The 22,846-nt window shown below is 72.9% G+C and carries 22 protein-coding genes; 16 read left to right on the forward strand and 6 right to left on the reverse strand.

Features of this window, described 5'->3' with window-relative positions:
* Window positions 1-6: 6 nt before the first annotated feature.
* Window positions 7-1,290: an anthranilate phosphoribosyltransferase gene (gene trpD / locus E0504_RS26895; protein ID WP_131626050.1), complete on the reverse strand. Its 1,284-nt coding sequence runs from the start codon at window positions 1,288-1,290 to the stop codon at window positions 7-9.
* 111 nt (window positions 1,291-1,401) lie between these two features.
* Complete coding sequence (locus tag E0504_RS26900; protein WP_071061994.1) at window positions 1,402-1,827, reverse strand: hypothetical protein; 426 nt, start codon at window positions 1,825-1,827, stop codon at window positions 1,402-1,404.
* 429 nt (window positions 1,828-2,256) lie between these two features.
* Here E0504_RS26900 and E0504_RS26905 point away from each other — a divergent pair, with 429 nt between their 5' ends.
* From E0504_RS26905 to E0504_RS26940, 8 genes are all read left to right on the forward strand, one after another.
* Window positions 2,257-2,682: a Fur family transcriptional regulator gene (locus E0504_RS26905; protein WP_112105420.1), complete on the forward strand. Its 426-nt coding sequence runs from the start codon at window positions 2,257-2,259 to the stop codon at window positions 2,680-2,682.
* 33 nt (window positions 2,683-2,715) lie between these two features.
* Window positions 2,716-3,156 (forward strand): rubrerythrin family protein, encoded by a 441-nt coding sequence (locus E0504_RS26910; RefSeq protein WP_020459414.1) that lies wholly within the window; start codon window positions 2,716-2,718, stop codon window positions 3,154-3,156.
* Between the two features lie 210 nt (window positions 3,157-3,366).
* On the forward strand, window positions 3,367-3,963 hold the full coding sequence (locus E0504_RS26915) for a DUF3501 family protein (protein ID WP_131626062.1): 597 nt from the start codon (window positions 3,367-3,369) through the stop codon (window positions 3,961-3,963).
* Between the two features lie 102 nt (window positions 3,964-4,065).
* Window positions 4,066-4,464 carry an SseB family protein gene (locus E0504_RS26920; RefSeq protein WP_041253891.1) on the forward strand — a complete coding sequence of 133 codons (399 nt, stop codon included), beginning with the start codon at window positions 4,066-4,068 and terminating at the stop codon, window positions 4,462-4,464.
* A 247-nt stretch (window positions 4,465-4,711) separates the two neighbouring features.
* A complete protein-coding gene (locus E0504_RS26925) occupies window positions 4,712-5,350 on the forward strand; it encodes a heme-copper oxidase subunit III (protein WP_020459416.1) in 639 nt (212 codons plus the stop codon).
* Between the two features lie 5 nt (window positions 5,351-5,355).
* Entirely contained in the window at window positions 5,356-6,240 is an 885-nt protein-coding gene (locus tag E0504_RS26930; RefSeq protein WP_071061991.1) for a c-type cytochrome, read from the forward strand.
* The gene (locus tag E0504_RS26935) at window positions 6,237-7,562 is read left to right on the forward strand and encodes a ubiquinol-cytochrome c reductase iron-sulfur subunit (RefSeq protein ID WP_112105421.1); all 1,326 of its coding nucleotides are present in this window, start codon (window positions 6,237-6,239) and stop codon (window positions 7,560-7,562) included. Before E0504_RS26930 ends, E0504_RS26935 begins: the two co-directional genes overlap by 4 nt.
* Window positions 7,559-9,199: a ubiquinol-cytochrome c reductase cytochrome b subunit gene (locus tag E0504_RS26940; RefSeq protein ID WP_020459419.1), complete on the forward strand. Its 1,641-nt coding sequence runs from the start codon at window positions 7,559-7,561 to the stop codon at window positions 9,197-9,199. The genes E0504_RS26935 and E0504_RS26940 overlap by 4 nt, the downstream gene beginning before the upstream one ends.
* A gap of 105 nt (window positions 9,200-9,304) precedes the next feature.
* Here E0504_RS26940 and E0504_RS26945 read toward each other — a convergent pair whose 3' ends face one another.
* Entirely contained in the window at window positions 9,305-11,125 is a 1,821-nt protein-coding gene (locus tag E0504_RS26945; protein ID WP_131626051.1) for a DEDD exonuclease domain-containing protein, read from the reverse strand.
* Between the two features lie 57 nt (window positions 11,126-11,182).
* The gene (locus E0504_RS26950; protein WP_041253893.1) at window positions 11,183-11,674 is read right to left on the reverse strand and encodes a VOC family protein; all 492 of its coding nucleotides are present in this window, start codon (window positions 11,672-11,674) and stop codon (window positions 11,183-11,185) included.
* A 233-nt stretch (window positions 11,675-11,907) separates the two neighbouring features.
* Here E0504_RS26950 and E0504_RS26955 point away from each other — a divergent pair, with 233 nt between their 5' ends.
* Complete coding sequence (locus E0504_RS26955) at window positions 11,908-12,318, forward strand: HIT family protein (RefSeq protein WP_112105423.1); 411 nt, start codon at window positions 11,908-11,910, stop codon at window positions 12,316-12,318.
* 154 nt (window positions 12,319-12,472) lie between these two features.
* On the opposite strand, the gene E0504_RS26960 is transcribed toward E0504_RS26955, so the two are convergent.
* A complete protein-coding gene (locus E0504_RS26960; protein WP_112105424.1) occupies window positions 12,473-13,810 on the reverse strand; it encodes a DUF4352 domain-containing protein in 1,338 nt (445 codons plus the stop codon).
* A gap of 461 nt (window positions 13,811-14,271) precedes the next feature.
* On the opposite strand from E0504_RS26960, the gene E0504_RS26965 reads away from it, so the two are divergent.
* From E0504_RS26965 to E0504_RS26975, 3 genes are all read left to right on the forward strand, one after another.
* Complete coding sequence (locus E0504_RS26965) at window positions 14,272-15,585, forward strand: NYN domain-containing protein (RefSeq protein WP_112105425.1); 1,314 nt, start codon at window positions 14,272-14,274, stop codon at window positions 15,583-15,585.
* A gap of 223 nt (window positions 15,586-15,808) precedes the next feature.
* The gene (locus E0504_RS26970) at window positions 15,809-16,039 is read left to right on the forward strand and encodes a hypothetical protein (RefSeq protein WP_112105430.1); all 231 of its coding nucleotides are present in this window, start codon (window positions 15,809-15,811) and stop codon (window positions 16,037-16,039) included.
* Between the two features lie 147 nt (window positions 16,040-16,186).
* Window positions 16,187-17,326, forward strand: a complete 1,140-nt coding sequence (locus E0504_RS26975) for a glycosyltransferase family 4 protein (protein ID WP_198541241.1) — start codon at window positions 16,187-16,189, stop codon at window positions 17,324-17,326.
* A gap of 62 nt (window positions 17,327-17,388) precedes the next feature.
* Here E0504_RS26975 and E0504_RS26980 read toward each other — a convergent pair whose 3' ends face one another.
* A complete protein-coding gene (locus E0504_RS26980) occupies window positions 17,389-19,203 on the reverse strand; it encodes a long-chain fatty acid--CoA ligase (RefSeq protein WP_112105426.1) in 1,815 nt (604 codons plus the stop codon).
* A 277-nt stretch (window positions 19,204-19,480) separates the two neighbouring features.
* On the opposite strand from E0504_RS26980, the gene E0504_RS26985 reads away from it, so the two are divergent.
* The 4 genes from E0504_RS26985 to E0504_RS27000 all read left to right on the forward strand — a co-directional run bounded on the left by E0504_RS26985 (window position 19,481) and on the right by E0504_RS27000 (window position 22,845).
* Window positions 19,481-20,248, forward strand: coding sequence for a metallophosphoesterase (locus E0504_RS26985; RefSeq protein ID WP_071061920.1), 768 nt, complete (start codon window positions 19,481-19,483; stop codon window positions 20,246-20,248).
* A gap of 191 nt (window positions 20,249-20,439) precedes the next feature.
* Window positions 20,440-20,886 (forward strand): SRPBCC family protein, encoded by a 447-nt coding sequence (locus tag E0504_RS26990; RefSeq protein ID WP_020459429.1) that lies wholly within the window; start codon window positions 20,440-20,442, stop codon window positions 20,884-20,886.
* Window positions 20,887-20,893: 7 nt separating this feature from the next.
* Window positions 20,894-22,108: an ArsA family ATPase gene (locus E0504_RS26995; RefSeq protein WP_373693939.1), complete on the forward strand. Its 1,215-nt coding sequence runs from the start codon at window positions 20,894-20,896 to the stop codon at window positions 22,106-22,108.
* Window positions 22,105-22,845, forward strand: a complete 741-nt coding sequence (locus E0504_RS27000; protein ID WP_131626053.1) for a hypothetical protein — start codon at window positions 22,105-22,107, stop codon at window positions 22,843-22,845. Before E0504_RS26995 ends, E0504_RS27000 begins: the two co-directional genes overlap by 4 nt.
* Window position 22,846: the final 1 nt, after the last annotated feature.

Here is a 22,846-nt window from a genome sequence, read left to right on the forward strand (position 1 = left end):
GCCCTGCTAGACGGAGCCGCTCAAGCCCCGGGCCGTCGCCGCGAGCTGGCTGGCCTCGGCCCAGCGGCTCAGCGCAGCCGCGGCGGCACCGGAGTCGACGGCCTCGGTGGCGCGCCCGAGCTGGGCCGCGATCTGCTCGGCCACCGGGGCGCCGGTGGGGCCGTCCACCGCGACCAGGGTCGCGGCCGCGGCGAGCAGCACCGCGTCGCGGACCGGCCCGGTCTCCCCGCGCAGCACGGCCCGGGCCACGGAAGCGTTGTAGGCGGCGTCCGCGCCCCGCAGCGCGGTCGTGTCCGGCCGGGCGAGGCCGAGGTCGCGAGGGTCGAAGTGCTCCGAACGAACCCGGGAGCGGCGCACCGCCGCGGCCTCCGACGCGCTCCCGGCCACGGAGCCGGCCGTGGAACCCGGCGTGCGGCTGGACGTGGGGTCGGGCGCCTGGACGACCCACACGGTCGACGTGGTGGCCGTGGTGAGTTCGTCCAGTCCGTCGTCGCCGCGGAAGACGAGGCCCCGGGTTCCCCGCTCGGCGAGCACGTCGGCGACGACCGGGGCCAGCCGCGCGTCGGCCACACCGATCGTCTGGGCGCCCGGCCGCGCCGGGTTCGCCAGCGGGCCGAGGATGTTGAACGCGGTCTGCACCCCCAGCTCCTTGCGGGTGGCGCCGACGTGCCGCATCGCCGGGTGGAAGACCGGGGCGAAGCAGAAGGCGATCCCCGCGGCGGCCAGGCACGCCTCCACTCCGGCCGGCGGCAGGTCGATGACAATGCCGAGCTCGGCCAGCACGTCGGCCGACCCGCTCGCCGACGACGCCGCGCGGTTGCCGTGCTTGACCACGGTGACCCCGGCGCCGGCCGCCACGATCGCGGCCATGGTCGACAGGTTCACGGTGTTCGAGCGGTCGCCGCCGGTTCCGCAGGTGTCGACCGCGGCGGCGCGCAGCTCCTCGCTGAGGGTGAGCGGCTCGGCGAAGCCGAGCATCGTGCGGACCAGCCCGCCGATCTCCTGGGCGGTCTCACCCTTGGCCCGCAGCGCCACCACGAAGCCGGCGATCTGGGACGGCGTCGCCAGCCCGCCCATGATCTGCTCCATGGCCCACGCCGTCCGGCCGGCGGTCAGCGCCTGCCCGGCGATCAGGTCGGTGATCAGATCCGGCCAGCTCTCGGCGGTGGCCCGGGCCCTCCCGGCAGCGGTGACGCCCGGGGAGGGGGACTCGGCCGGGGAAGAGGCGGCCGTCGGGAGGGGGGAGGCCGCGGCCGTCGTCGCCCGCGGCTCCGAGGCGGTGCTCGTCATGTCGTGTCCGTCTGCAGTCGTTGTTCGCGTGGGTCCGGTGGCCGGGCACGACCGCGTCGTCGCGCCGGCCGGGTGGTTCGGTGCGGCCTGGTGGATCGGTGCTGCCGGGCGTCAGTGGTGCCGGACGTTGACCACCGGGCGCCGGACGGCGACTCCGCCGGCCCGTGCGCGCAGCAGCCCGACGACCGCGTCGGTGAGCTCGCCCGGGTCGATCGGGTGGCCGACCACCGCGTCCGCCTGCGACCAGGTGGCCAGCCAGCGGTCGTCGCGCCGGGCGACGAGCAGCAGCATGGGCGGGCAGTCGGCGACCTCGTTCTTGAGCTGCCGGGCCAGCCCCATCCCGCCGGAGGGGGTGGCCTCGGCGTCGAGGATGCAGAGGTCCGCCTCGCTGTGGTCGATGGCGTCGATCAGCGTCTCCGCGTCGGAGACCTCGACAAGCTCGAGCTCGTCGAGGTCGGGTGCGGGACGGCGCCCGAGCGCGGCCAGGACGCGCTCTCGGACGTCGGCCTTGCTCGCGTACACGAGGACGGTGCTCATGGCGTCCACGGGCCTCTCGATGGGCGACCGCCGTGGTCGGCGATCGGGAACGACTGCCGGTACCGGCACTGCGCGGGCACCGGTCCCCGCCGGGCGGCCCCGGGCGTCGCCGCGGAGGCCCGGCGCGTGGCGGCGGGTGTCGCACCGTCCCGGTATCCGTCCCGAAGGCTATCTGCTCGCCGCCCGCCAGGCGCGACGCCATCCGGCTTCACGGGACGCGACGGGCGGTGGGTACGGTCATGCCGTTCGGGGGCGGACGCCCGTGGGGTTTGCCATCGGGTGGTGATGCACGCGATACTGAGACTCGTTCTCAATGTTTGTCCGAGCGCCAGTCCCGACGTTCGCCCGTTGCCGCGGACACACCGACACACGGCACCGGGACGCGGGACGAACGCCCCGGGCGGCGCCGACCGATGACGGACGTGATCGATGCCGGAGCGGACCGAACTACGTCTCACCCCCCAGCGCACCCGTGTGCTGGAGGTGCTGAAGGCCGCCGAGGACCATCCGACGGCGGCGGAGGTCTACGAGCGTGTGCGACTCGCGGCCCCCGGGATCGGCAGCGCGACCGTCTACCGCGCCCTCGCGTTGCTCGTCGAGACCGGGCACGCCCTCGAGCTCAACCTCGGGGACGGCGCGGCCGCCAGGTACGACGCCAACACCAGCCGGCACGACCACGCCGTGTGCGAGCGGTGCGGCCGGGCCGCGGACATCGACCACCCCGTCCCGGACGGCATGGTGGCCGAGATCGCGCGCCGGTCCGGTTTCACGATCACCGGGTACGACCTGCAGTTCAGGGGCCTGTGCCCGGAGTGTCAGACCGCCGGCGAGGGCAATCGCCCGGGCCGACGGTAGGACCCGACACCCATCACGTAGGAGGAGTACCGCATGCCGAAGCTTGACGGCACCAAGACCCACGAGAACCTCAAGGAGGCGTTCGCCGGCGAGAGCCAGGCCAACCGTCGTTACCTGTACTTCGCCCGCCGTGCGGACATCGAGGGCCTGACCGACGCGGCCTCCCTGTTCCGCGACACCGCCGAGGGCGAGACCGGCCACGCGTTCGGGCACATGGACTTCCTCGCCGAGGTCGGCGACCCGGCGACGGGCGAGCCGGTCGGCAACACGTCGAAGAACCTCGCCAGCGCCGTGGCCGGCGAGACCTACGAGTTCACCGCGATGTACCCGGGCTTCGCGAAGACCGCCCGCGAGGAGGGCTTCGAGGAGATCGCCGACTGGTTCTCGACGCTGGCCCGCGCCGAGAAGACCCACGCCGGTCGCTTCAAGAAGGCCCTCGACGCGGTGGTCGCCGAGGAGACCGCTGACGCCTGAGCGGCGCGCGGAGCGGGCCCGGGGTCACCCCGGGCCCGCCACCCGGCCCTCTCGGGGCCCCCGGGCATCCGGCACCTCGGCAACACCCGAAAGACCGTTACACCCCGGTACATCCGGTACTCCGGGGATACACCCAGTACGGCCGGACGGCCGTCGAGGTCGATGCGTCCTCGCGACGGGGAGGGAGCCAGCACGATGACGCTGCGCACGATGGCGTTCACCGCCGCCGACATCACCACCGACCACACGGCCTACTCCGCCCAGCGGGTCCAGGCCCGCTCGAGGATGCTCCCGATCCGCGCCGAGCGGCGCGTCCGGGTCGGTGACATCCTGCTCTTCGAGTTCGAGAACGCCGAGACGTTGCGCTACCAGGTGCAGGAGATGGTCTACACCGAGCGGCTCACCGCCCCCGGGGAGGTCGCCCACGAGGTCGAGGCCTACTCGCGGCTGCTGCCGTCCAGCCACGCCCTGACCGCCACGATGTTCATCGAGCTCAACCAGGTCGAGGCCGTGCGCGACGAGCTGGCCCGTCTCTCCGGCGTCCAGCGCCGGGTGGCGCTGGAGATCGGCGGGGTCACCGTGCCCGCCGTCGAGATCCCGGGCGTGGACGAGGACCCCGATCAGCCCAGCGAGACGGTGTCGGTCCACATGCTCCGGTTCCCGCTCACCGACGGCACCAGGGACGCGTTCCGCGACCCGGAGGTCACCGTGGAGCTGGTGGTCGATCATCCCGCCTACAGCGACGCGACCCCCATCGTCGGCGCCGTCCGCCGGAGCCTGATCGCGGATCTCGCGCTGCCGAGCTGACGGCCGCGGCCGCCCATCTCGGGCCGGAGCCGGGTACACGCGGGCGGAGCCGGGTATGCGAGGCCACAGAAGGCACGACTCCCGGATCGACAGGAGCCCGCTGTGACCGACGACGCCAACGACGGGACGACCCGGGCGGGCAATGCCCTGCACCGGCTCGCGCTTGACCACGACGACTCGGCCGCCCTGGGTGCCCTGGCCACCTCCGACGTCCTCGTTCCGGACGTCAGCGACCCGGCCAGGGACAACGGCGATGCCCGTGTGGTGCGGCTGCCCGTCGCCGAGCAGCCCGACGGCCAGCAGTTCGTCCCCACCTTCACCTCGGAGCGGCGCCTCGTCGACGCGCTGCCGAGCGTCGGGCGCTACCGCCGGGTGCCACTGGCCGCGCTGCTGCGGACGTGGCCCGCAGGTGATCTCATGCTTGCCGTCGACCCCGGAACGGAGGAGGGGATCACCCTCCCCGCGGAGGGTGTCCGGGCGCTCGCCGCCCTCGCGGACTGAGCCGTCCGGGCCACCCTCGGCGCGCCGCCCCGCCCTGGGTGAGGGACACAACAACGGGCGGGTTCCCGGGTTACCACCGGACGTGGCCGGCGTCTCGTCAGGTACCAGAACCTGCGTATTAGCAGGAGCTTCGACGCTGAGGAGCAAAATTTCCGGCCGCGCCGGGCCGCGATCCGGGCGTCGTCGACGCCGTGTAGTCCTACCGATTGTCGAACCTACGGTGGCGCGTGCGGCGTCACATGCCAGAATGACCGTCGTGGCCTCAGCCCCTGTCCTCGAGAAGGCTCCTCCAGCGCACCCGGCGGCCAACCGTCCCTCGATGGTCTCGGTCGGCACAGTGGTGTGGCTGTCGTCGGAGCTGATGTTCTTCGCGGCCCTGTTCGCGATGTACTACACGATCCGCTCGGTCAACAGCGGCAACTGGCCGCCGGTCACCGGCGACCCGGCCGGGTCCGAGATCGGGCCCGTGCACCTGCACGTCGCCTATGCGCTGTTCTTCACGGTGATCCTGGTCCTATCCAGTGTGACCTGCCAGCTCGGGGTCTTCGCCGCCGAGCGCGGCGACGTCATCGGCCTGCGCCGCTGGTACCTGATCTCGCTGCTGATGGGGATCGTCTTCGTCGGCGGCCAGGCCTGGGAGTACTTCAAGGAGAACGAGTTCACCCTGGCGTCGCACGGCTACGGGTCGGTGTACTACCTGACCACCGGCTTCCACGGGTTGCATGTGATCGGTGGGCTGGTCGCCTTCGTTCTGGTGCTGGCCAGGTCGACCTACGGGCGGTTCACGCCTGAGAAGGCGACGTCAGCGATCGTCGTGTCGTACTACTGGCACTTCGTCGACGTCGTCTGGATCGCCCTGTTCGCCACCATCTACCTCCTCCAGTGAGCGACATGACCACATCCAAGGCATCCGGAGCCGCGGCGTCCCCGACCTCGTCCGCGGGCGAGGCCGGCAGACCCCGGCTCATCTCGGTGAGGAACGCCGGGCGATCCCGGTCGACCTCCGCGCGCCGCCGACGGCGGTCGTCGTCCATCGTTCTTCTCCTCGGCCTGCTGGCGACGGGGGTGATGTGGACGGTGCTCGCTCCAGGCGGCAACGCGACGGAGACGCCGGACGCCAACGAGGCCGTGCGCCAGGGCCGCGCCCTGTTCCTGCAGGGTTGCGCGACCTGCCACGGGCTGAACGCCCAGGGCTCGACCGAGGGCCCGAGCCTGATCGGCGTCGGCGCGGCCGCGGTGGACTTCCAGATGTCCACCGGCCGCATGCCGCTCGCCGCGCCGGCGGCCCAGGCCGACCGCAAGCCCCCGTCGTACTCGGAGACCCAGATCGACCAGATCGCGGCCTACGTCCAGACCCTGGGCGGCGGTACGCAGGTGCCCGAGTTGACGGAGGCGGATCTCAACGACGCCGACCTCGCCGAGGGCGGTGAGCTCTTCCTCGCGAACTGCGCCCAGTGCCACCAGGCCGCCGGCGCCGGCGCCCCGCTCACCTACGGCAAGTTCGCGCCGTCGCTGAGCCAGGCCACGCCCGAACAGGTCGTCGAGGCGATGCGGACCGGCCCGGAGTCGATGCCGGTGTTCGGTCCCGGTCAGATCAACGATGACGAGGCCGTCGCGGTCGCCGCGTACGTCCGTCACCTCCAGGACACCCCGTCACCCGGTGGTTCCTCGATCGGTAAGTACGGGCCGGTCCCGGAGGGCCTGGTCGCGTGGGTGATAGGCATCGGCGCGCTGCTCGGCGTCTGCCTCTGGATCGGAGCGAGGCAGAAGCTGTGAGCGCCAACCAGGGCCTGACCGGGCCGGAGTCCGCGGACGGCGGCGAGCTGCCGCCGGACTCGCCGGAGCGGCGCATGCACTACGCCGGCTATCAGGGAGAGCCGGCCGACAAATCAGACCAGGACTCGATGAGCAGCATTTTCAAGAGGACCAAGCACCCGGTCGACACGGCCGGGCGCCCCAAGGACGCCACCGACCCCCGGGCCGGCGGCCCCGACGTCCCCGACGCGGGGCACGACGGGCCCGAGGTGCTCGGCACCCCCCCGCACCAGACCGACTCCTCCCGTATCCCGGAGACGACGGTCATGCGCTCGGGCGGGACGTCGACCCTGACCGCACAGGGCGCGGGCGGCGGCGCCGGTGGGGGAGTCACCCCCCGGGCCCCGCACTCCGCGGAGTACGACCGGCGGGCCTCCCGGCGCGCCGAGCGGCTCATCGCCTTCTGGTTCACCATCTCGGTCGTCGGCACGGTGGGCTTCATCGTCACCAACTTCGTCGGCGACAAGCACAAGCAGTACTACACCCCGGCGATGGGCAGCGCCCTCGGCCTGGCCGTCGGCGGCCTCGGCATCGGCATGATCCTCTGGGCCAAGCGCCTGATGCCGCACGAGCAGGCGGTGCAGGAGCGCCACGAGTTCACCTCCTCGCCGGAGGAGATCGCCGTCACCGAGGAGGAGGTCGCCCTCGGCTTCGCCGACACCGGCCTCGCCAAGTACCCGCTGCTGCGGCGCAGCCTCCTCGGCGCCGGAACGGTCCTCGGTGGCCTGCTCGTGGTCCCGCTGCTCAACCTGACCAACAGCAAGCCCGGCAAGAAGTTCGACCACACCCACTGGGTCAAGGGTGCTCGGCTGGTCAACCTGCAGGGCCGGTACGTCAAGCTCGGCGACATCGCGATCGGCGGCATCGAGACGGTGCTGCCGGCGGTGCCGGTCAAGGAGTCCGACGGCAGCATCTCCTACGAGCCCAAGCTGGACATCCACAGCAAGGCCGACAGCACCACGATCCTCATCCGTCTCGAGCCCGGCCTGAACAAGCCGCGCGAGGGCCGTGAGAACTGGGCTGTGGACGGCCACGTCGCCTACTCGAAGATCTGCACGCACGCCGGCTGCCCGGTCAGCCTGTACGAGCAGCAGACGCACCACCTGCTCTGCCCCTGCCACCAGTCGGTGTTCGACGTTCCCGACGGGTGCCGGGCGATCTTCGGGCCGGCCAGCCGCTCGCTGCCGCAGCTCGCCATCGCGGTGGATGACGAGGGCTACTTCATCGCCCGTGACGGGGACTACACCGAGCCCGTCGGCGCCGCGTTCTGGGAGCGCTCATGACCGCCGAACCCGCCTCCGTGACCACTCCGAAGTTCCAGAAGCGGCCGACGCCGGCGCGCAAGGCCAACCGGGCCATCGACGAACGGTTCGGGACGCAGGCGGCCATCCGCCGCAACCTGAACAAGGTCTTCCCGGACCACTGGTCGTTCATGATCGGTGAGATCGCGCTCTACAGCTTCGTCATCCTGCTGTTGACCGGGATCTACCTGACCCTGTTCTTCGACCCGTCGAACGTCGAGATCATCTACAACGGCTCGTACGTGCCGCTCAAGGGCGTCGAGATGAGCCGGGCCTACGCGTCGACGCTGGACATCAGCTTCGACACGCGGGCCGGCCTGGTGTTCCGGCAGATTCACCACTGGGCGGCGCTGATCTTCGCCGCCTCCATCGTGGTGCACCTGCTTCGGGTGTTCTTCACCGGCGCGTACCGCAAGCCCCGCGAGGTCAACTGGCTGATCGGCGTCGGCCTGCTGATGCTGGCCCTGGTCGAGGGCTTCGCCGGCTACTCGCTGCCGGACGACCTGCTCTCCGGCACCGGTCTGCGGATCGCGGCGTCGATCGCCCAGTCCATCCCGATCATCGGGACGTGGGCGTCGTTCCTGGTGTTCAACGGCGAGTTCCCGGGTGAGAACTTCATCCCGCGGCTCTACGTCGTGCACATCCTGCTCGTGCCGGGCGTGCTGCTCGCGCTGATCGGCGCCCACCTGGGCATCCTGTGGCACCAGAAGCACACCGACTTCCCCGGCCCGGGCAAGACCGAGCACAACGTGGTCGGCCACCGGGTGTTCCCGGTGTTCGCGGTGAAGTCCGGCGGCTTCTTCATGCTGACCTTCGCGGTGCTCGCGCTGCTGGGCGGCCTCGCCCAGATCAACCCGATCTGGACGTTCGGCCCCTACGACCCGGCCAAGGTCAGCTCGGCGTCCCAGCCCGACTGGTACATCGGCTTCCTGGACGGCTCCACCCGGCTCATGCCGCCGTGGGAGTTCCGCGGGTGGGGTCACACGATCCCGCCGCTGCTGTGGCCGACGGCGGTCCTGCCGGGCGTCCTGTTCACGCTGCTGGCGGTCTACCCGTTCCTGGAGGCGAAGTTCACCGGGGACAAGGCGTCGCACAACCTGCTGCAGCGCCCGCGGGAGGCACCGACCCGCACGGCGCTCGGCGCGATGAGCATCAGCTTCTACCTGGTGCTGTGGATCTCCGGTGGCAACGACATCATCGCCCACACGTTCAGCATCTCGCTGAACGCGATGACCTGGGCGGGCCGGATCGGGCTGATCGTCGTGCCGCCGATCGCCTACGTGGTCACCAAGAAGCTCTGCATCCACCTCAACGAGCGGGACGCGGAGATCGCCGCGCACGGCATCGAGACGGGCATCATCCGCCAGCTGCCCAACGGCGAGTTCGTCGAGGACCACCGGCCCAAGCCGCCGGCGGTGCCCGACTACCCGGTCGTGCCGAACGACCGGTTCGCGCTCACGGCCGGTGACGGCCACGGCAACGGGACCGGCCAGCACGGCACGGGCCTGGCGCGCCGGGCCGGCAAGGCCGTCGGCGGGTTCTTCACCGAGGAGTCGGAGAAGCCGGCGGACGGCGAGGGCGCAGACTCGGCGGTGGGCGGCGGTCAGACCAAGCACTGAGGTAAGCCACCAGGCTCGACCCGGAGGCACACTCGAGAACAGGCACGCTGAAGCACCGAGGGGCCGTTCCCGTCATCGACGGGGGCGGCCCCTAGCGCTGCGACCCTAGCGTTTCCGCGGCTCGCGGCCGCTCCGGCCGCTCCGGGGGCTGCTGGGCGCGCGCCCGCGTCGGGTGTCGGTGGGGGAGTCGAACCCGCGGTCGAACCCGTTGTCCAAACCGCCGTCGAAGCGGACGTCGAACCGCCGCGCCGCGCGGATCGCGCCGTGCGCCGGCCAGCTCCACTCGCCGTCCAGCCGGACCAGGCGCACGCCGGGCCCGGCCAGCCACCGCCCGATCCGCTCCGTCTCCTCGACCGAGGCGCACGGGGTGGGGCCGGGCAGCGGTCGGACGGTCTCCGCGCTGGCGACCACGGCGTCGACCCAGGGCCTCGGGTCGGTGCCGCGTGGCACCGACGCCGCGGAGACCAGCCGGCCACGGCGGACGACGGCGAGATCCCACCCGGCGTCGGCGGTCGGCGCGGCGGCGACCAACTCGTCGACGCAGGTCAGCGCCGTCAGCCGCTGCATGCGCGCGACGGCCCGCACGTAGGCCGCGAGCCGGTCGCGGACCCCGGCGGCCTCCTCGTAGCGCTGGTCGGCGGACAGTCGCGCGATGCGCCGCTCCAGCACGTCCACGACGGGCCGCGGATCGGCGGTCATCGCGCCGCGCGCCGCGGCGACGTGTTGGCCGTACTCGGCGACCCCCTCCCGGCCGTCGCACGGCGCGCCGCAGCGCCCCAGCTCGGCCAGCGCGCACGCGGCCGTCGGACGGCGCGGCGAGAGCCGGGTCGAGCACTGGCGCAGCGGGATCGCCTCCAGCAGCGCCGTGGCCGCCGACTCGGCCGCCGCCGCGCTGCCGAACGGCCCCAGCGACGTCACACCGTCGCCGACGGAGCGGACCCGGGAGAGCCGGGGGAACGGCTCGTCGGTGAGCCGCAGGTAGACGGCCCGCTCGGGGAACCGGGAGCGGCGGTTGTACGGCGGTTTGTACTCGGCGATCAGCCGCAGCTCGCGCACCTCCGCCTCGAGCGCGTGCGCGCACTCGATCGCGTCGACCCGCTCGGCGATCGCGACCATCTCCGCCATCCGGGTGCGGGGCTCGCTGGCCGTGAAGTAGGTACGCACCCGGGAGCGGACCGACCGGGACGTGCCGACGTACAGCGGGCGCCCCGTGCCGTCGCGGAACACGTAGACCCCCGGGCCGGTGGGCAGGTCGTCGGCGAGGTGCCGCTTGCGCCGCTGGGCGGGGGAGACCCGCGCGCTGTACTCGTGCAGATCCTCGATCGTGGTGACACCCAGGTTGCCCAGCCGCTCGAACAGCCCGTGCAGGACGTCCACCGTCGCGCGGGCGTCGGCCAGCGCCCGGTGGTTCGGCTGGGTCGCGCTACCGAAGAGGGCCGCCAGGGAGGACAGGCGGCAGTCGCGGGTCTCGTCGCGGCTGATGACGCGGCGCGCGATCCGCACCGTGTCGAGATGCTCCCAGGCCGGGGCCGGGTAGCCGCACGCCGTGGCGGCGGCGCGCAGGAAGCCGAGGTCGAACGGGGCGTTGTGAGCCACGAGCACCGCGCCCCGGGCGAACTCCAGGAACGTCGGCACGACCTCGCCGATGCCCGGGGCGGTGGCGACCATGGCGTCGGTGATGCCGGTGAGCACGGAGATGAAGGCCGGGATGGGGGCCGACGGCCGGACCAGGCTCGACATCTCACCGAGGATCTGGCCGCCCCGAACCCGCACGGCGCCGATCTCGGTGATCTCGCTCGTCGCCGGCGAGCCGCCGGTGGTCTCCAGGTCGACGACGACGAACGTCAGGTCCGACAGCGGCCGGCCGAGCTCTGCCAGGCTGGCCTGGCGCGGCACGCCGCCGGTCGGCGCAGGGACTGGGCACACGGCGACACCCTAGGCCGCGGGTACGACAGGATTCGTCCCCGGTCGGCCCGGCGCGGCTCAGGAGAACGGCCGGGCGAAGGCGGTCGGCCCGGCGTTCATCACGCGGAACTCGTTGCCCTCGGGGTCGCGCAGCACGAAACCGGTCTCCCCGTCGGCCTCGTACCGGGCGAGCTGGCGCGCGCCCAGCGACGACAGCCAGCCGATCACCCGCTCCGCGTCGACGGCGTACAGCTCCAGGTGCAGGCGGTTGCCGGCCTTGTCCGCGGTGTCCTGCTCCGGTTCCGGGCGGCGGCCGGCCCGGCGCGCCGCCCATCGTGGTGGTCGTTGCTCGCCTCGGGCGGCCCGCGGCTCGGGCCGCCGCCGGAGCAGGAGCTTGGGCCCGGCACCGGCGGGATGACGCAGGACGGCCGAGTCGCCGCCCTGCTCGGAGACCTCGTAACCGAGGGCGTTGGACCAGAAGCGGACCATCGTGTCCACATCGGTGCAGTCGACGCTGATACGGGCGACCCTGATGCCGTTCGTCTCAAACCACGCCACCCGGAGCATCATTCCGTATGGCCGGGTTTGTTGGCGCACCAGAGTGCTTCCGGCGTGTCCTCCTGGACCTCTTTGTGGGCTATGTTTCCTGTTAGTCGCTATTGCCCGCTATCGTATGGTTTCAAGTGTGATAGTGGATGGTGTGGTCCGCCTGCCGGCCGCGTTCACCAGAGGCTCCCCGGACCGACCGCGACCCCGGCGTCCGTGGTCGGGTGCCGCGCGGTCGATCTCGGTAGGGTCCGGCCATGGCCAGTGTCTTCACCCGGATCATCAACGGCGAGCTCCCGGGCCGCATCGTCTACTCGGACGAGTCGGCGGTCGCGTTCCTCTCCATCGCGCCCGTCCGCCCCGGGCACACGCTCATCGTGCCCCGCCTGGAGATCGATCACTGGATCGATCTGCCGGACGAGACGGTGCGCGCGGTGTGGAGTGCCGCGGCTGTCGTCGGGCGGGCCATCGACACGGTGTTCAAGCCACGGCGGGTCGCGGCGATGCTCGCCGGGATGGAGGTGCCGCACGCCCACATCCACCTGTTCCCGATCGACGCGGAGTCGCAGATGAGCTTCGCGCTCGCCGACCACAACCCCGATCCGGCGATGATGGACGACGTCGCCGAGCGCCTGCGGGCGGCCCTGGCGGAGCCGCGCCGGGTCTAGATCCGGCCACGCCGGGTCCGGAGCGAGCCGTGCCGGTTGTGGCGGAGCCGTGCCGGTTGTGGCGGAGCCGAGTCGAGCTCTGCCACGGGTGCCCCGCCGAGGCCCCGTCCGTGCCCGTTCACCGTGGAACGGGCACGGACGGGGCCCCCTGTCGTCAGAACTGGAACTTCGCCGGCTGCGTCGCGAACAGCGGCTCCCAGGACAGGATGTGGTGACCCGCCGGGGCGTCGATGACCACGTTGCCGCGCACCTTCTGACCGGCCTTCAGGTCGAGGGTGAACAGCTTCGGCTCGACCGTGGTGAAGGAGCCGTCGTAGCGGCTGCCGTCCGAGGTCTGGATGTAGAAGTCGTCCGGTGACGCGGTCGTCTCGCCGCGGATGGTCTCGACGGTCACGTTCAGGATGTAGTTGGCGCCCTGCACCGGCGGATCGGAGTAGTCGGCGGCCGGGCCGGTGGTGCTGCAGATGCTGTTCAGCGTCACCTTGGCCTCGAAGTCGCTGACCGACGAGCTCGCGGTGCCGACCACCGTGCCCGTCCCACCCAGGGTCAGGGTGCCCGCGGGCGGCGCGCCCTGCGGCACGACCGGCGTGCATCCGGCGGGGCCGGCAGGCTGCTGCGGGGCCGTCGTCGTACCCGGGACGGCGGGTGCCGTCAGGGTGGGCACGGTGCCCGGGCCCAGGTTCGTGACCGCCGGCGGCGTGGCCGTCGGCTTCGAGTCGTCGCCGCCGGCCGCGAGGGCGATCACCACCCCGAGGACGATGACCGCGACGACGGCCACCGGAATGATGATCATTGCCGGGTTCCGGCGGGGCCGGGCCGGTGGCGGGCCGCCGGGCTGCTGCCAGTTGCCCTGCTGCTGGGGGAAGCCCTGCTGGTAGCCAGGCTGCTGATAGCCGGGCTGCTGGTACCCCTGCTGCTGGTAGTCGCCTGGCTGTGGCTGGTAGCCGGGCTGCTGGTACCCCTGCTGCTGGTAGTCGGCGGGCTGCTGATACCCGGGCTGGTAGCCCTGCTGCTGGTAGTCAGCCGGCTGCTGGTAGCCCTGCTGGTACTGGCCCTGGGTGCCACCCTGCTGGTAGTCGGCGGGCTGCTGCCATCCGGTGCCGGGCTGGCCCGGCTGCCCCCAGGGCGTATCGGTGCCCTGCTGGGGCCACTGCTGTTGTCCCGCCCCGGGCCACGAACCGTCCGGGTTGGGCCCGCCGGCCGGTGGCGTGCCCCATCCGCCGCCCGCCCCGCCGCCCACGGGCGTGGTGGACGGCCATCCGCCGCCTTCCTGGCCCGGCGCGCCGGTGCCCCACTGCGGCACGGGCGCCGGCGGCGGGGTGGTGGACGGCAGGCCGCCCTGGCCCGCGCCGGGAGCGCCGGCCGCTGCGGGCGCTCCGCCCGCCTGGCCGCCGGCATCCGGTGGCTGTTGCCACGAGTTGTTGGGGGCCCTCCAGGTCTCCTGGTTCTCCGGACCGGGGGAGGGCTGGCCAGGAGGGGTCTGGTCGGTCAACGGGTGTCCTCTCGACGGCCATTGCCGTGTTTCTCTCGAAGTGAGGTATGTGCGGACGGACAGGGCGAGGCTACATAAGCCGGATATCACATGAGACAATGGCCGGCTGGCTCGCGAAATGCGGTAGATGCGGCGGTGCCGTGATGCCCCGGGCCCGCGCCGCCGTGTCCTGTGGCCTGCGGCAGCCCCTCGGCCCCGGCCCACCGGGGGCGAAACACCGCTTCCCGTTGGGATTCGCGGCCGCCGACGCGGACCCTGCGGCGGTGCGTGCCCGTTCGCGGTGGGCTGGGCACGGATTCACCGATGGTGTCCGAAGAGGTCGTGCTGGCCGACCGATACCCTGGACCGTCGCTGTCGTCGTTCGCTCCGGAGTCCCCCGTGCCAGTGGTAATGCCCCGACCACTCGGCCGGCCACGGGGAGTCGGCGTCCGCACCCCCGCCGGCCAGGCCGGGCCCGTCGCATGAACGAGACGCTGCCCGTGGACGTGCGGGCCCAGGTCGTGGTCTACGCCGCCGAGACCCTGGCCGACATCGCCGAAGCGGTCGTCCCCCCGAGCCTGGTCGCCGTGCGCCGGTTCAAGCCGTCGCGCCGGGCCCGGCTGGGCGCCGTCCCGCTGGCGGCCGCGATCGAGCACGACGCGCAGTTCCGCGGCCGGGTGGCCGAATGGGTGCGCCGCACCCACCCCGATCTGGTCGTCGCGATCACCGGGGAGGGCGGCCCGCCACCCGCCGCCCCACCCGCCCAGGTCGCGGCGGTCGCCTACATCCTCCGGCTCCCCGACTGGGAGCAGTTCGTCGAGGAGGCGGCCCGATCGTCCGAGCAGGCGGTCTCCACCGCGCGGCTCGTCGACGCCGAGCGCGAGATCGACCGCCTGCACCAGCAGATCGAAGCCGTCCGCCGGCTCGCCCGCACCGAGCAGGACCAGCTGCGCGGCCAGCTCGACCAGGCACGGGCCGAGGCGGAGGAGGCCCGCCGCCGGCTACGGTCCTCCGCGGACCGCGTCCGCCGCGCCGAGCTCGCCGCCCGGGAGGTGAGCCTCGCCGCCGAGGCCGCCCGGGACGCCGCGCTGGCCTCGGCCCGGGAGAGCGAGGCCGAGGTACGGCGGCTGCGCGCGCGGGTCGGTGACCTCGAGGCCGCCGCCTCGCTGACCCGCCGCGACACCCGCGAGTCCCGCGGCCTGGACGAGGCGCGGCTTCGGGTGCTGCTCGACACGCTGATGGCTGCGGCGAACGGGGTCCGGCGGGAGCTGGCGCTGCCGACCACCGTCGCGCGGCCCGCCGACCTGGTCGACCGCTCCGACAACGGAGCCGCCTTCGACCCGTTCTCCGCGGTCGGTGGCCGCGGGCGCTCCGCCGACGACCCGGCCATCATCGACGACGTCCTCGCCATCCCCGGCCTGCATCTGATCATCGACGGTTACAACGTCACCAAACGCGGCTACGGCACCCTGACCCTCCAGGCCCAGCGGGCACGCCTGCTGGCCGGCCTGGGAGCCCTGGCCGGCCGCTCCCTCGACACCGAGGTCACCGTCGTCTTCGACGCGACGGCGGTGGTGGCCCGGCCGGTCGGGGTCGCGATGCCCCGCGGCGTGCGGGTCGTCTTCAGCCAGCCCGGCGAGCTGGCCGACGACGAAATTGGACGTCTCGTGCGCGCGGAACCCGTCGGCCGACCGGTGGCCGTCGTGACCTCCGACCGCGAGGTGGCGGAGAACTGCGCCTCGCAGGGCGCCCGCACCGTCCCCTCGGACGCCCTCCTGGCCCGCCTCGACCGCTAGCTCTCCGCCGGCCCCGACTTACTCAGCCGCCACGGTTCGTTGACGCTTGGGTGGCGCCGGGTATGGGGGACGGGGTTCGGGCGTCCGGAACTGTCGGACCCCTCACCTAGCGTGGTTCGCGTCGAACTGGTGTCCGGTTCCGCGGTGGTCGACAGGGCTCGGTGATCTACCGGGTGCGGGGAAGACCAGGCGGATCCGGGCGGCGAACCGAGAGGTGAGCACGATGCTGATCGACTGTGATGCGTGCGCCGTGCGAGACGTCGCGTGCGCGGACTGCGTGGTGACCGTCCTGCTGGCCCCGCCGTCCACCGGCATGGAGTGGGACGAGGACGAGCGCCGCGCCCTCGCCGTGCTCGCCGATGCCGGGCTCATCCCGAGGTTGCGGCTTGCCCCCGGCGGGTCGCCGACCGGCCCGGAAACGCCCCGGCCCCTGCCACGCCGCCGCGCCGGTTGACGCCTGGCTGATGCGCTGCCCGGGGCGTGCCCGGGGAGCGGGCGGTGCGGCCGCGTCCGGGAGAGGGAGAGCGCTCTGTGTGCGGGCGGGGCGCTGCGGTGGTGTCCGCGTGGTTGGAGGCGTCCCACCTGCGTCTTGATGGAGGCGATGCGGGAACATGGCGGCGTGCGGGTGCTCGCTGTGACCAATGACTTCCCTCCGCGGCCCGGTGGCATCCAGGCGTATGTGCACAATTTCGCCTCGCGGTTGCCCGACGACGAGATCGTGGTGTATGCCCCTGCCTGGCGGGGGGCCGCCGAGTTCGACGCGGCGCAGCGGTTCCCGGTGGTGCGGCACCCGACGTCGCTGATGCTGCCCACGCCGGATGTCTTCCGTCGCGCGCGGGAGATCGCGCGGTCGGAGAAGTGCGACACGCTGTGGTTCGGCGCGGCGGCGCCGCTGGGCCTGCTCGGGGCGCGGCTGCGCCGGGATCTCGACGCCCGCCGGGTGCTGGCCAGCACGCACGGGCACGAGGTGGGCTGGGCCGCGTTGCCCGGCGCGCGGCAACTGCTGCGGCGCATCGGGGCGACCACCGACGTGATCACCTACCTCACGGACTACACCAGGGGTCGCCTCGGTCCGGCCTTCGGTCCGCATCCGGACCTGGCCCGGCTGCCCAGCGGTGTCGACCCGTCCCTGTTCCGGCCAGGGGAGGGGCGGGACGAGACCCGTCGTCGCTACGGGCTGGGTAGCCGTCCGGTGGTCGTCTGTGTGAGCCGTCTGGTTCCGCGTAAGGGGCAGGACATGCTGATCCGGGCGCTGCCGGCGTTGCGCCGGCGGATCCCGGGCACCGCGCTGCTGCTCGTCGGCGGCGGGCCGTACCGGCAGGAGCTCACCCGGCTGGCCAGGGAGAACGACGTCGCCGAGCACGTGGTGTTCACCGGGTCGGTGCCGTGGGCGGAACTGCCGGCCCACTACGCGGCGGGGGACGTCTTCGCCATGCCGTGCCGCAACCGGCGCGCGGGGCTCGAGGTCGAGGGCCTGGGCATCGTCTTCCTCGAGGCCTCGGCGACCGGGCTGCCGGTGGTCGCCGGCCGCAGCGGGGGAGCCCCCGACGCGGTCCTCGACCAGCGGACGGGGGTGGTCGTGGACGGCCGCGATCCGCGCGCGCTGATCCGGGCCGTCGGCGACCTGCTGGCCGATCCGAACCGCGCCCGCTCGATGGGGACCGCCGGGCGGGCGTGGGTCGAGCTCCGCTGGCGCTGGGACGTCCTGGCCTCGGACCTGCGCGACCTGCTGCTCGCCTGAGCCGCCCGCGGCCGCCCGGCCTGCGCCTGGCCCGGCCATGCTCGGCTGGGGCGTGCGGGGGATCAGGAGGCGGTCCGGGCCCCCGCGTAGATGGATTCCACGGCTGCCGCGTGGCGTTCCATGATGAGGTTGCGCTTCACCTTGAGACTCGGGGTGAGCTCGCCGCCGGCGACGGTGAAGTCGTTCGGCAGGATCACGAACTTCTTGATCGACTCGGCGTGGGAGACGGTGGCGTTCGCCGCGTCCACGGCCTTCTGGACCTCGGCCAGCAGTTCCGGGTCGGTGGCGAGGTCGGCGGGGGTCACCGTCGACGGGTGGTCGTGGGTGTCGCGCCAGGAGGCGAAGGCGTCCGGGTCGAGGGTGATCAGGGCGGCGATGAACGGCCGCTGGTCGCCGATCAGCATCGCCTGGCTGATCAGCGGGTTCTCCTGGATGCGGTGCTCGAGGGGCGCCGGGGCGATGTTCTTGCCGCCCGCGGTGACGAGCAGCTCCTTCTTCCGCCCTGTGATGCGCAGATGTCCGGTCTCGTCGAGGGAGCCCAGGTCGCCGGACCGCAGGAAGCCGTCGGCGTCGAGCGCCTCCTTGGCCGCCGTCTCGTCGTTGCGGTAGCCACTCAGGACCAGGTCGCCGCGGATGAGGATCTCCCCGTCGTCGGCGATACGGATCGTCACGCCGGGCAGCGGCAGGCCGACGGTGCCGATCTTCAGTGAATCGGGCCGGTTCACGGTCGCGGCCGCGGTGGACTCGGTGAGCCCGTACCCCTCGAAGATCGGAACCCCGATGCCCCGGTAGAAGTGGCAGAGGCGTGGGCCCAGCGGCGCGCCGCCGCTGATGGCGTGGTCGATCCGGCCGCCCATCGCGGCCCGCAGCTTGCTGTAGACGAGGCGGTCGAACAACGCGTGCCGGGCGCGCAGCAGGAAGCCGGGCCCGCCGTGGTCGAGGGCCTCGCTGTAGGCGATCGCGGTGGCCTCGGCGGCGTCGAAGATCCGGCCTTTCCCGTCGGCGTGGGCCTTGGCACGGGCGCCGGCGTGCACCTTCTCGTAGACCCTCGGCACCGCGAGCAGAAAGCTCGGGCGGACCTGGGCCAGGTCGGCCAGCAGCGTGGACGTGTCCGGCGCGTAGGCGATGCACCGCGCGCTGTTGATGATGGTGCACTGCATCGTCCGCGCCAGCACATGGGCCAGCGGCAGGATCATCAGCGTGGACGCGTCCTCGGTGAACAGGTCCGGCATGGTCGCCGCGGAGCTCATCGCGTTGAACAGCAGCGAGCGGTGGGCGAGCTCGCAGCCCTTCGGTCTGCCGGTGGTGCCGGAGGTGTAGATGATCGTGGCGATGCTGGCCGCGGTCACCCCGGCCCGCGCGGCGGCGAGCTCCTCCTCGCCGGTCCCCGCGGCGGCCCCGGCCTCGGCCAGGGTGTCGAGCGCGCCGCCGTCCAGGACGAGCACCTCGCGCAGGGTGGGAACCTGGTCGCGCACCGTGGCGACGAGTGCGGCGTTGGCCTCGGTCTCGACGACGGTGAGAACGGCCTCCGAGTCCGACAGGATCCACTCGATCTGGCTGGCACTGGACGTCTCGTAGACCGGCACGGTGACCGCGCCGGCGACCCAGACCGCGTAGTCGACGACCGTCCACTCGTACCGGGTGCGGCTCATGATCGCGACGCGGTCGCCGGGGCGCACCCCGCGGGCGGCGAGGCCGGCGGCCGTGCGGACCACCAGATCGCGGAACTCCCGCGCGGTCACGTCGGCGAACTGGCCGCCCGACTTGTGGCGGACGATGACCTTCTCGGGTGTCCGTGACGCGTTGGCGAACACGGCATCGCTGAGAGTCATGTCATCCGCCACGGTGACTCGGGCGGGAGAGGTGTACTCGCGCACGGGAACTCCTTGGCTGGCGGCGGGCCGTTCGGGGTGACGTGCCGGTGCGGCGCTGATCCGCGACGCTGCCTTCTGGTGCGGCGTGGCACTGAGGTGTGGCACTGATGGGAGGGCGGTCGGTGATCGGAGAGAAGTTGGTCAAGTGACGTTAGCCTGTGAGCGCGGCCACGGCGAGCCGTCCGCGCCCGCTTTTTTCGCCCCCGCCGCGCCGACCCGCCTGTGCGCTTTCGGGTACGGGTGCTGTGGAAGGCACGCGACTCGCCCTAAGCTCTCTCACGTGCGCGTGCATGTGGTGAGCGACGTTCACGGACGGTCGGACGCGCTCCCGGGCGCCGCCGCCGGTGCCGACGCCTTCGTCTGCCTCGGTGACCTGATTCTCTTCATCGACTACTTCGATCACGGCCGCGGGATCATGGGTGAGCTGTTCGGCGCCGAGGCGGTGGGCCGCATGATCGAACTGCGTACCGAGCAGCGGTTCGACGAGGCGCGGGAGTGGTCCAGGAAGCTCTGGGCGGGGGTCGACGGCGACCGGGCCGACGTCGTCGAGGCGGCCATCCGGCGGCAGTACGCGGCCATGTTCTCCGCGTTCCCGACGCCGACCTACCTCACCTACGGCAACGTGGACCTCCCACATCTCTACCCCGACTTCCTGCGCGACGGGATCACCCTCCTCGACGGCCAGACCACCGAGATCGGCGGGCTGACGTTCGGGTTCGTCGGCGGTGGGCTGCGCACGCCGATGAACACCCCGTACGAGATCGACGACGAGACCTACGCGGCGAAGGTGGCCGCGGTCGGCGCGGTCGACGTCCTGTGCTGCCACATCCCGCCGCACGTCCCGGAGCTGGTCTACGACACGGAGGCCCGCCGGTTCGAGCGCGGCAGCGTCGCGGTGCTGGAGGCCATCCACGCGACACAGCCGCGGTACGCGCTGTTCGGCCATGTGCACCAGCCCCTGGTCGCCGAGCTCGAGATCGGCGCGACCCGATGTGTCAACGTCGGTCACTTCAACGCGCGGGGCGCGCCGTACGTCCTCGAGTGGTAGGACACCCGGCCCCGCGCCCGGGTTCCGGTAGCCTCAACGATCGATCGGGTAATCGTCCGGCGGCCCGTGACACGGGTCGCCGAACGGGTGCCGAACGGCCCGCGGAGGCGGGCCGGCGGCACGGCCCGGACAGGACCGGCGGGTCCGACCAGGCCCCGCCGGGGCGATGAGATGTGGAGGTGCTGGCGGCTATGGCGGACCACGCGCAGTCGTCGATCGTCATCGATGCCAGGCCGGCCGTCATCATGGGGGCCATCGCGGACATCGCCGCCTACCCGACCTGGGTCGGCCAGATCGAACAGGCCGAGATCCTCGAGGTCGGCCCGGACGGCCGCCCGCGGCAGGCCCGGTTCCGGATCAACGCCGTCGTCGTGAAGGACGAGTTCGTCAACGAGTACACCTGGAAGGGCGACGAGCACGTCAGCTGGAGCCTCGTCTCCGGCGAGGCGATGTCGACCCAGGACGGTTCGTACACGCTGCGTGATCTCGGCGACGGCAGCACCGAGGTGACCTACGACCTCACCGTCGAGCTCAAGATCAAGATCCCCGGCCTGCTCCGTCGGAAGGTGCAGGGCGGCATCGTCGACGCGGCGCTCAAGGACCTCAAGAAGCACGTCGAGAAGCTCACCGAGAGCTGACCATCCGGTGCGGTGTGTGCTCCTGACGGGCAAGGGTGGTGGTGGGACCACGACGGTGGCGGCGGCGACGGCCACGCTCGCGGCCCAGCGCGGCCACCGGACGCTCCTGGTCTGCGCCGACCCGGCCGCCGGCCTGGCCGGCATCCTCGACCATCCGCTCGGCCCCGGTGAGGTCGAGCTCGAACCCGGGCTGTTCGGCCTCCAACTGGACCTGCGCCACGCGTTCGCCGAGCGCTGGCCGCAACTACGCGCGCTGATCTCGGCCGTGGCCCCCGCCGCCGGTGTCGACCTCCTGGAGGTCGAGGAGCTCGCCGGCCTGCCCGGCGCCCTCGAGGCGCTCACCCTGCTGGAGCTGCGCGACCGGCTCGAGTCGGACCGCTACGACGTCGTGGTCGTCGACGCAGGGCCGGCCAGCGCCGCGCTGCGGCTGCTGGCGAGCCCGGAGACGCTCGCGTGGGGCTGCCGCCGGCTCGGCTCCCCGGACGGCGCGCTCGCCCGCTGGATGCGCCCGTCGCTGGCGCTGCCGGGCCGTCTCACCGGGCGGGTGGCCGCGATCGCCGGGCCCGCCTACGAGGCGGTGTCGTGGCTGGCACGCCTGGCGCGTGACATGCGCGCCCTGCTTGCCGATCCCGTCGTGACCAGCGTGCGCCTGGTGCTGACCCCGGAGACGGCCGCGCTCGCCCAGGCCCGGCGGACCCTGAGCGCCCTGGCGCTGCACGGCATCGGCGTGGACGCGGTGGTCGCGAACCGGGTGATCGCTTCGGTCGGGGGCGACGCCTGGCGGGCCGGCTGGGCGGCGGCGCACCGTCAGCAGCTCATCGAGATCGGCGCGTTCGTCGCGCCGCTGCCCGTCCTCACCGCCGCCTACCGGGCCGGTGAGCCGCTCGGGCTGGAGGAGCTCGCCGCCTTCGGCGCCGCGGCCTACGGAGACCGCGACCCGGCTGCGGTGCTCAGCGTTCACCGGTCCGGCGAGGGGGCGGGCCCGCGGGTCGAGCGCACCGAGGGCGGCTACGCCATGTCGTTCGGCCTGCCCTTCGTCGACCGGTCGGAGGTCGACCTCGCCCGGGTCGGTGACGACCTCATCGTCAGCGTCGGCCCGCACCGGCGGCTCGTCCCGCTGCCCGCCGCGCTGCGCCGGTGTGATGTGTCAGGCGCCCGGCTGGCCGAGGAGCGCCTCGTCGTGTCGTTCGTGCCGGACCCGGCCCAGTGGGTGCGCGCGTGAGCACGTCGGACGGGGTGCCCCGGGAGGTCGTCGGCTCGCTCGCCCAGGAGGCGGCGCTGCTGGCGGCGGCCGTCCGGGACTGGGCGGCGGCCAACGGCGGCCCGGACGCCGCGGACGGTCATTTCGACACCGCTGACGGGCAACCCGCCGGCACGGCACCCACCGGCACGGCACCCACCGGCGCAGCCGCCAACGCCACAGCCCCCGGCGCCGCGGGATCGGACGCGCACGGCGGCCGGGACGGCTCCTGGCCATGCTGCGCCTGCCCGGTCTGCCGGGTTCTCGCCAGTGTCCGGGAGGAGCACGTGGAGGTCGCGGGCCACCTGGTCGACGCGGCAGTGTCACTGAGCGCGGCGGCGCGTGCCGCCTGGACGGTCTGGGGCGCCAGCGGGCACCGCGGCCAGGCCGCGGGCGAACCTGCCGACCCGGCCGGACCGCGACATGGTGCAACCGGCCGGGAGCGTAGCGAAGCGGCCGCCGGGGATCGGGTTCGTCCGGCCGAGACGGGGCACGGTGGCGGCGCAGACCGTCTTCCCGGGCAGGCGGCGGCACCGTACGACAGCGGCGGCCCGGCCGCCCGGGAACGGGGAGCCGGGACCGACCGCGATCCCTTCCCCGCGCCGGGCTTTCCACCACCAGGCTTCCCACCACCAGGCCGGGGCCGTGAGACGGGCGCCGGCCTTACAACGTCCGCGGGGTCGCCCCGACCCCGTGTCCAGAAGATCGATGTGAGGTGAG

This window comes from Parafrankia sp. BMG5.11, from assembly GCF_004337455.1.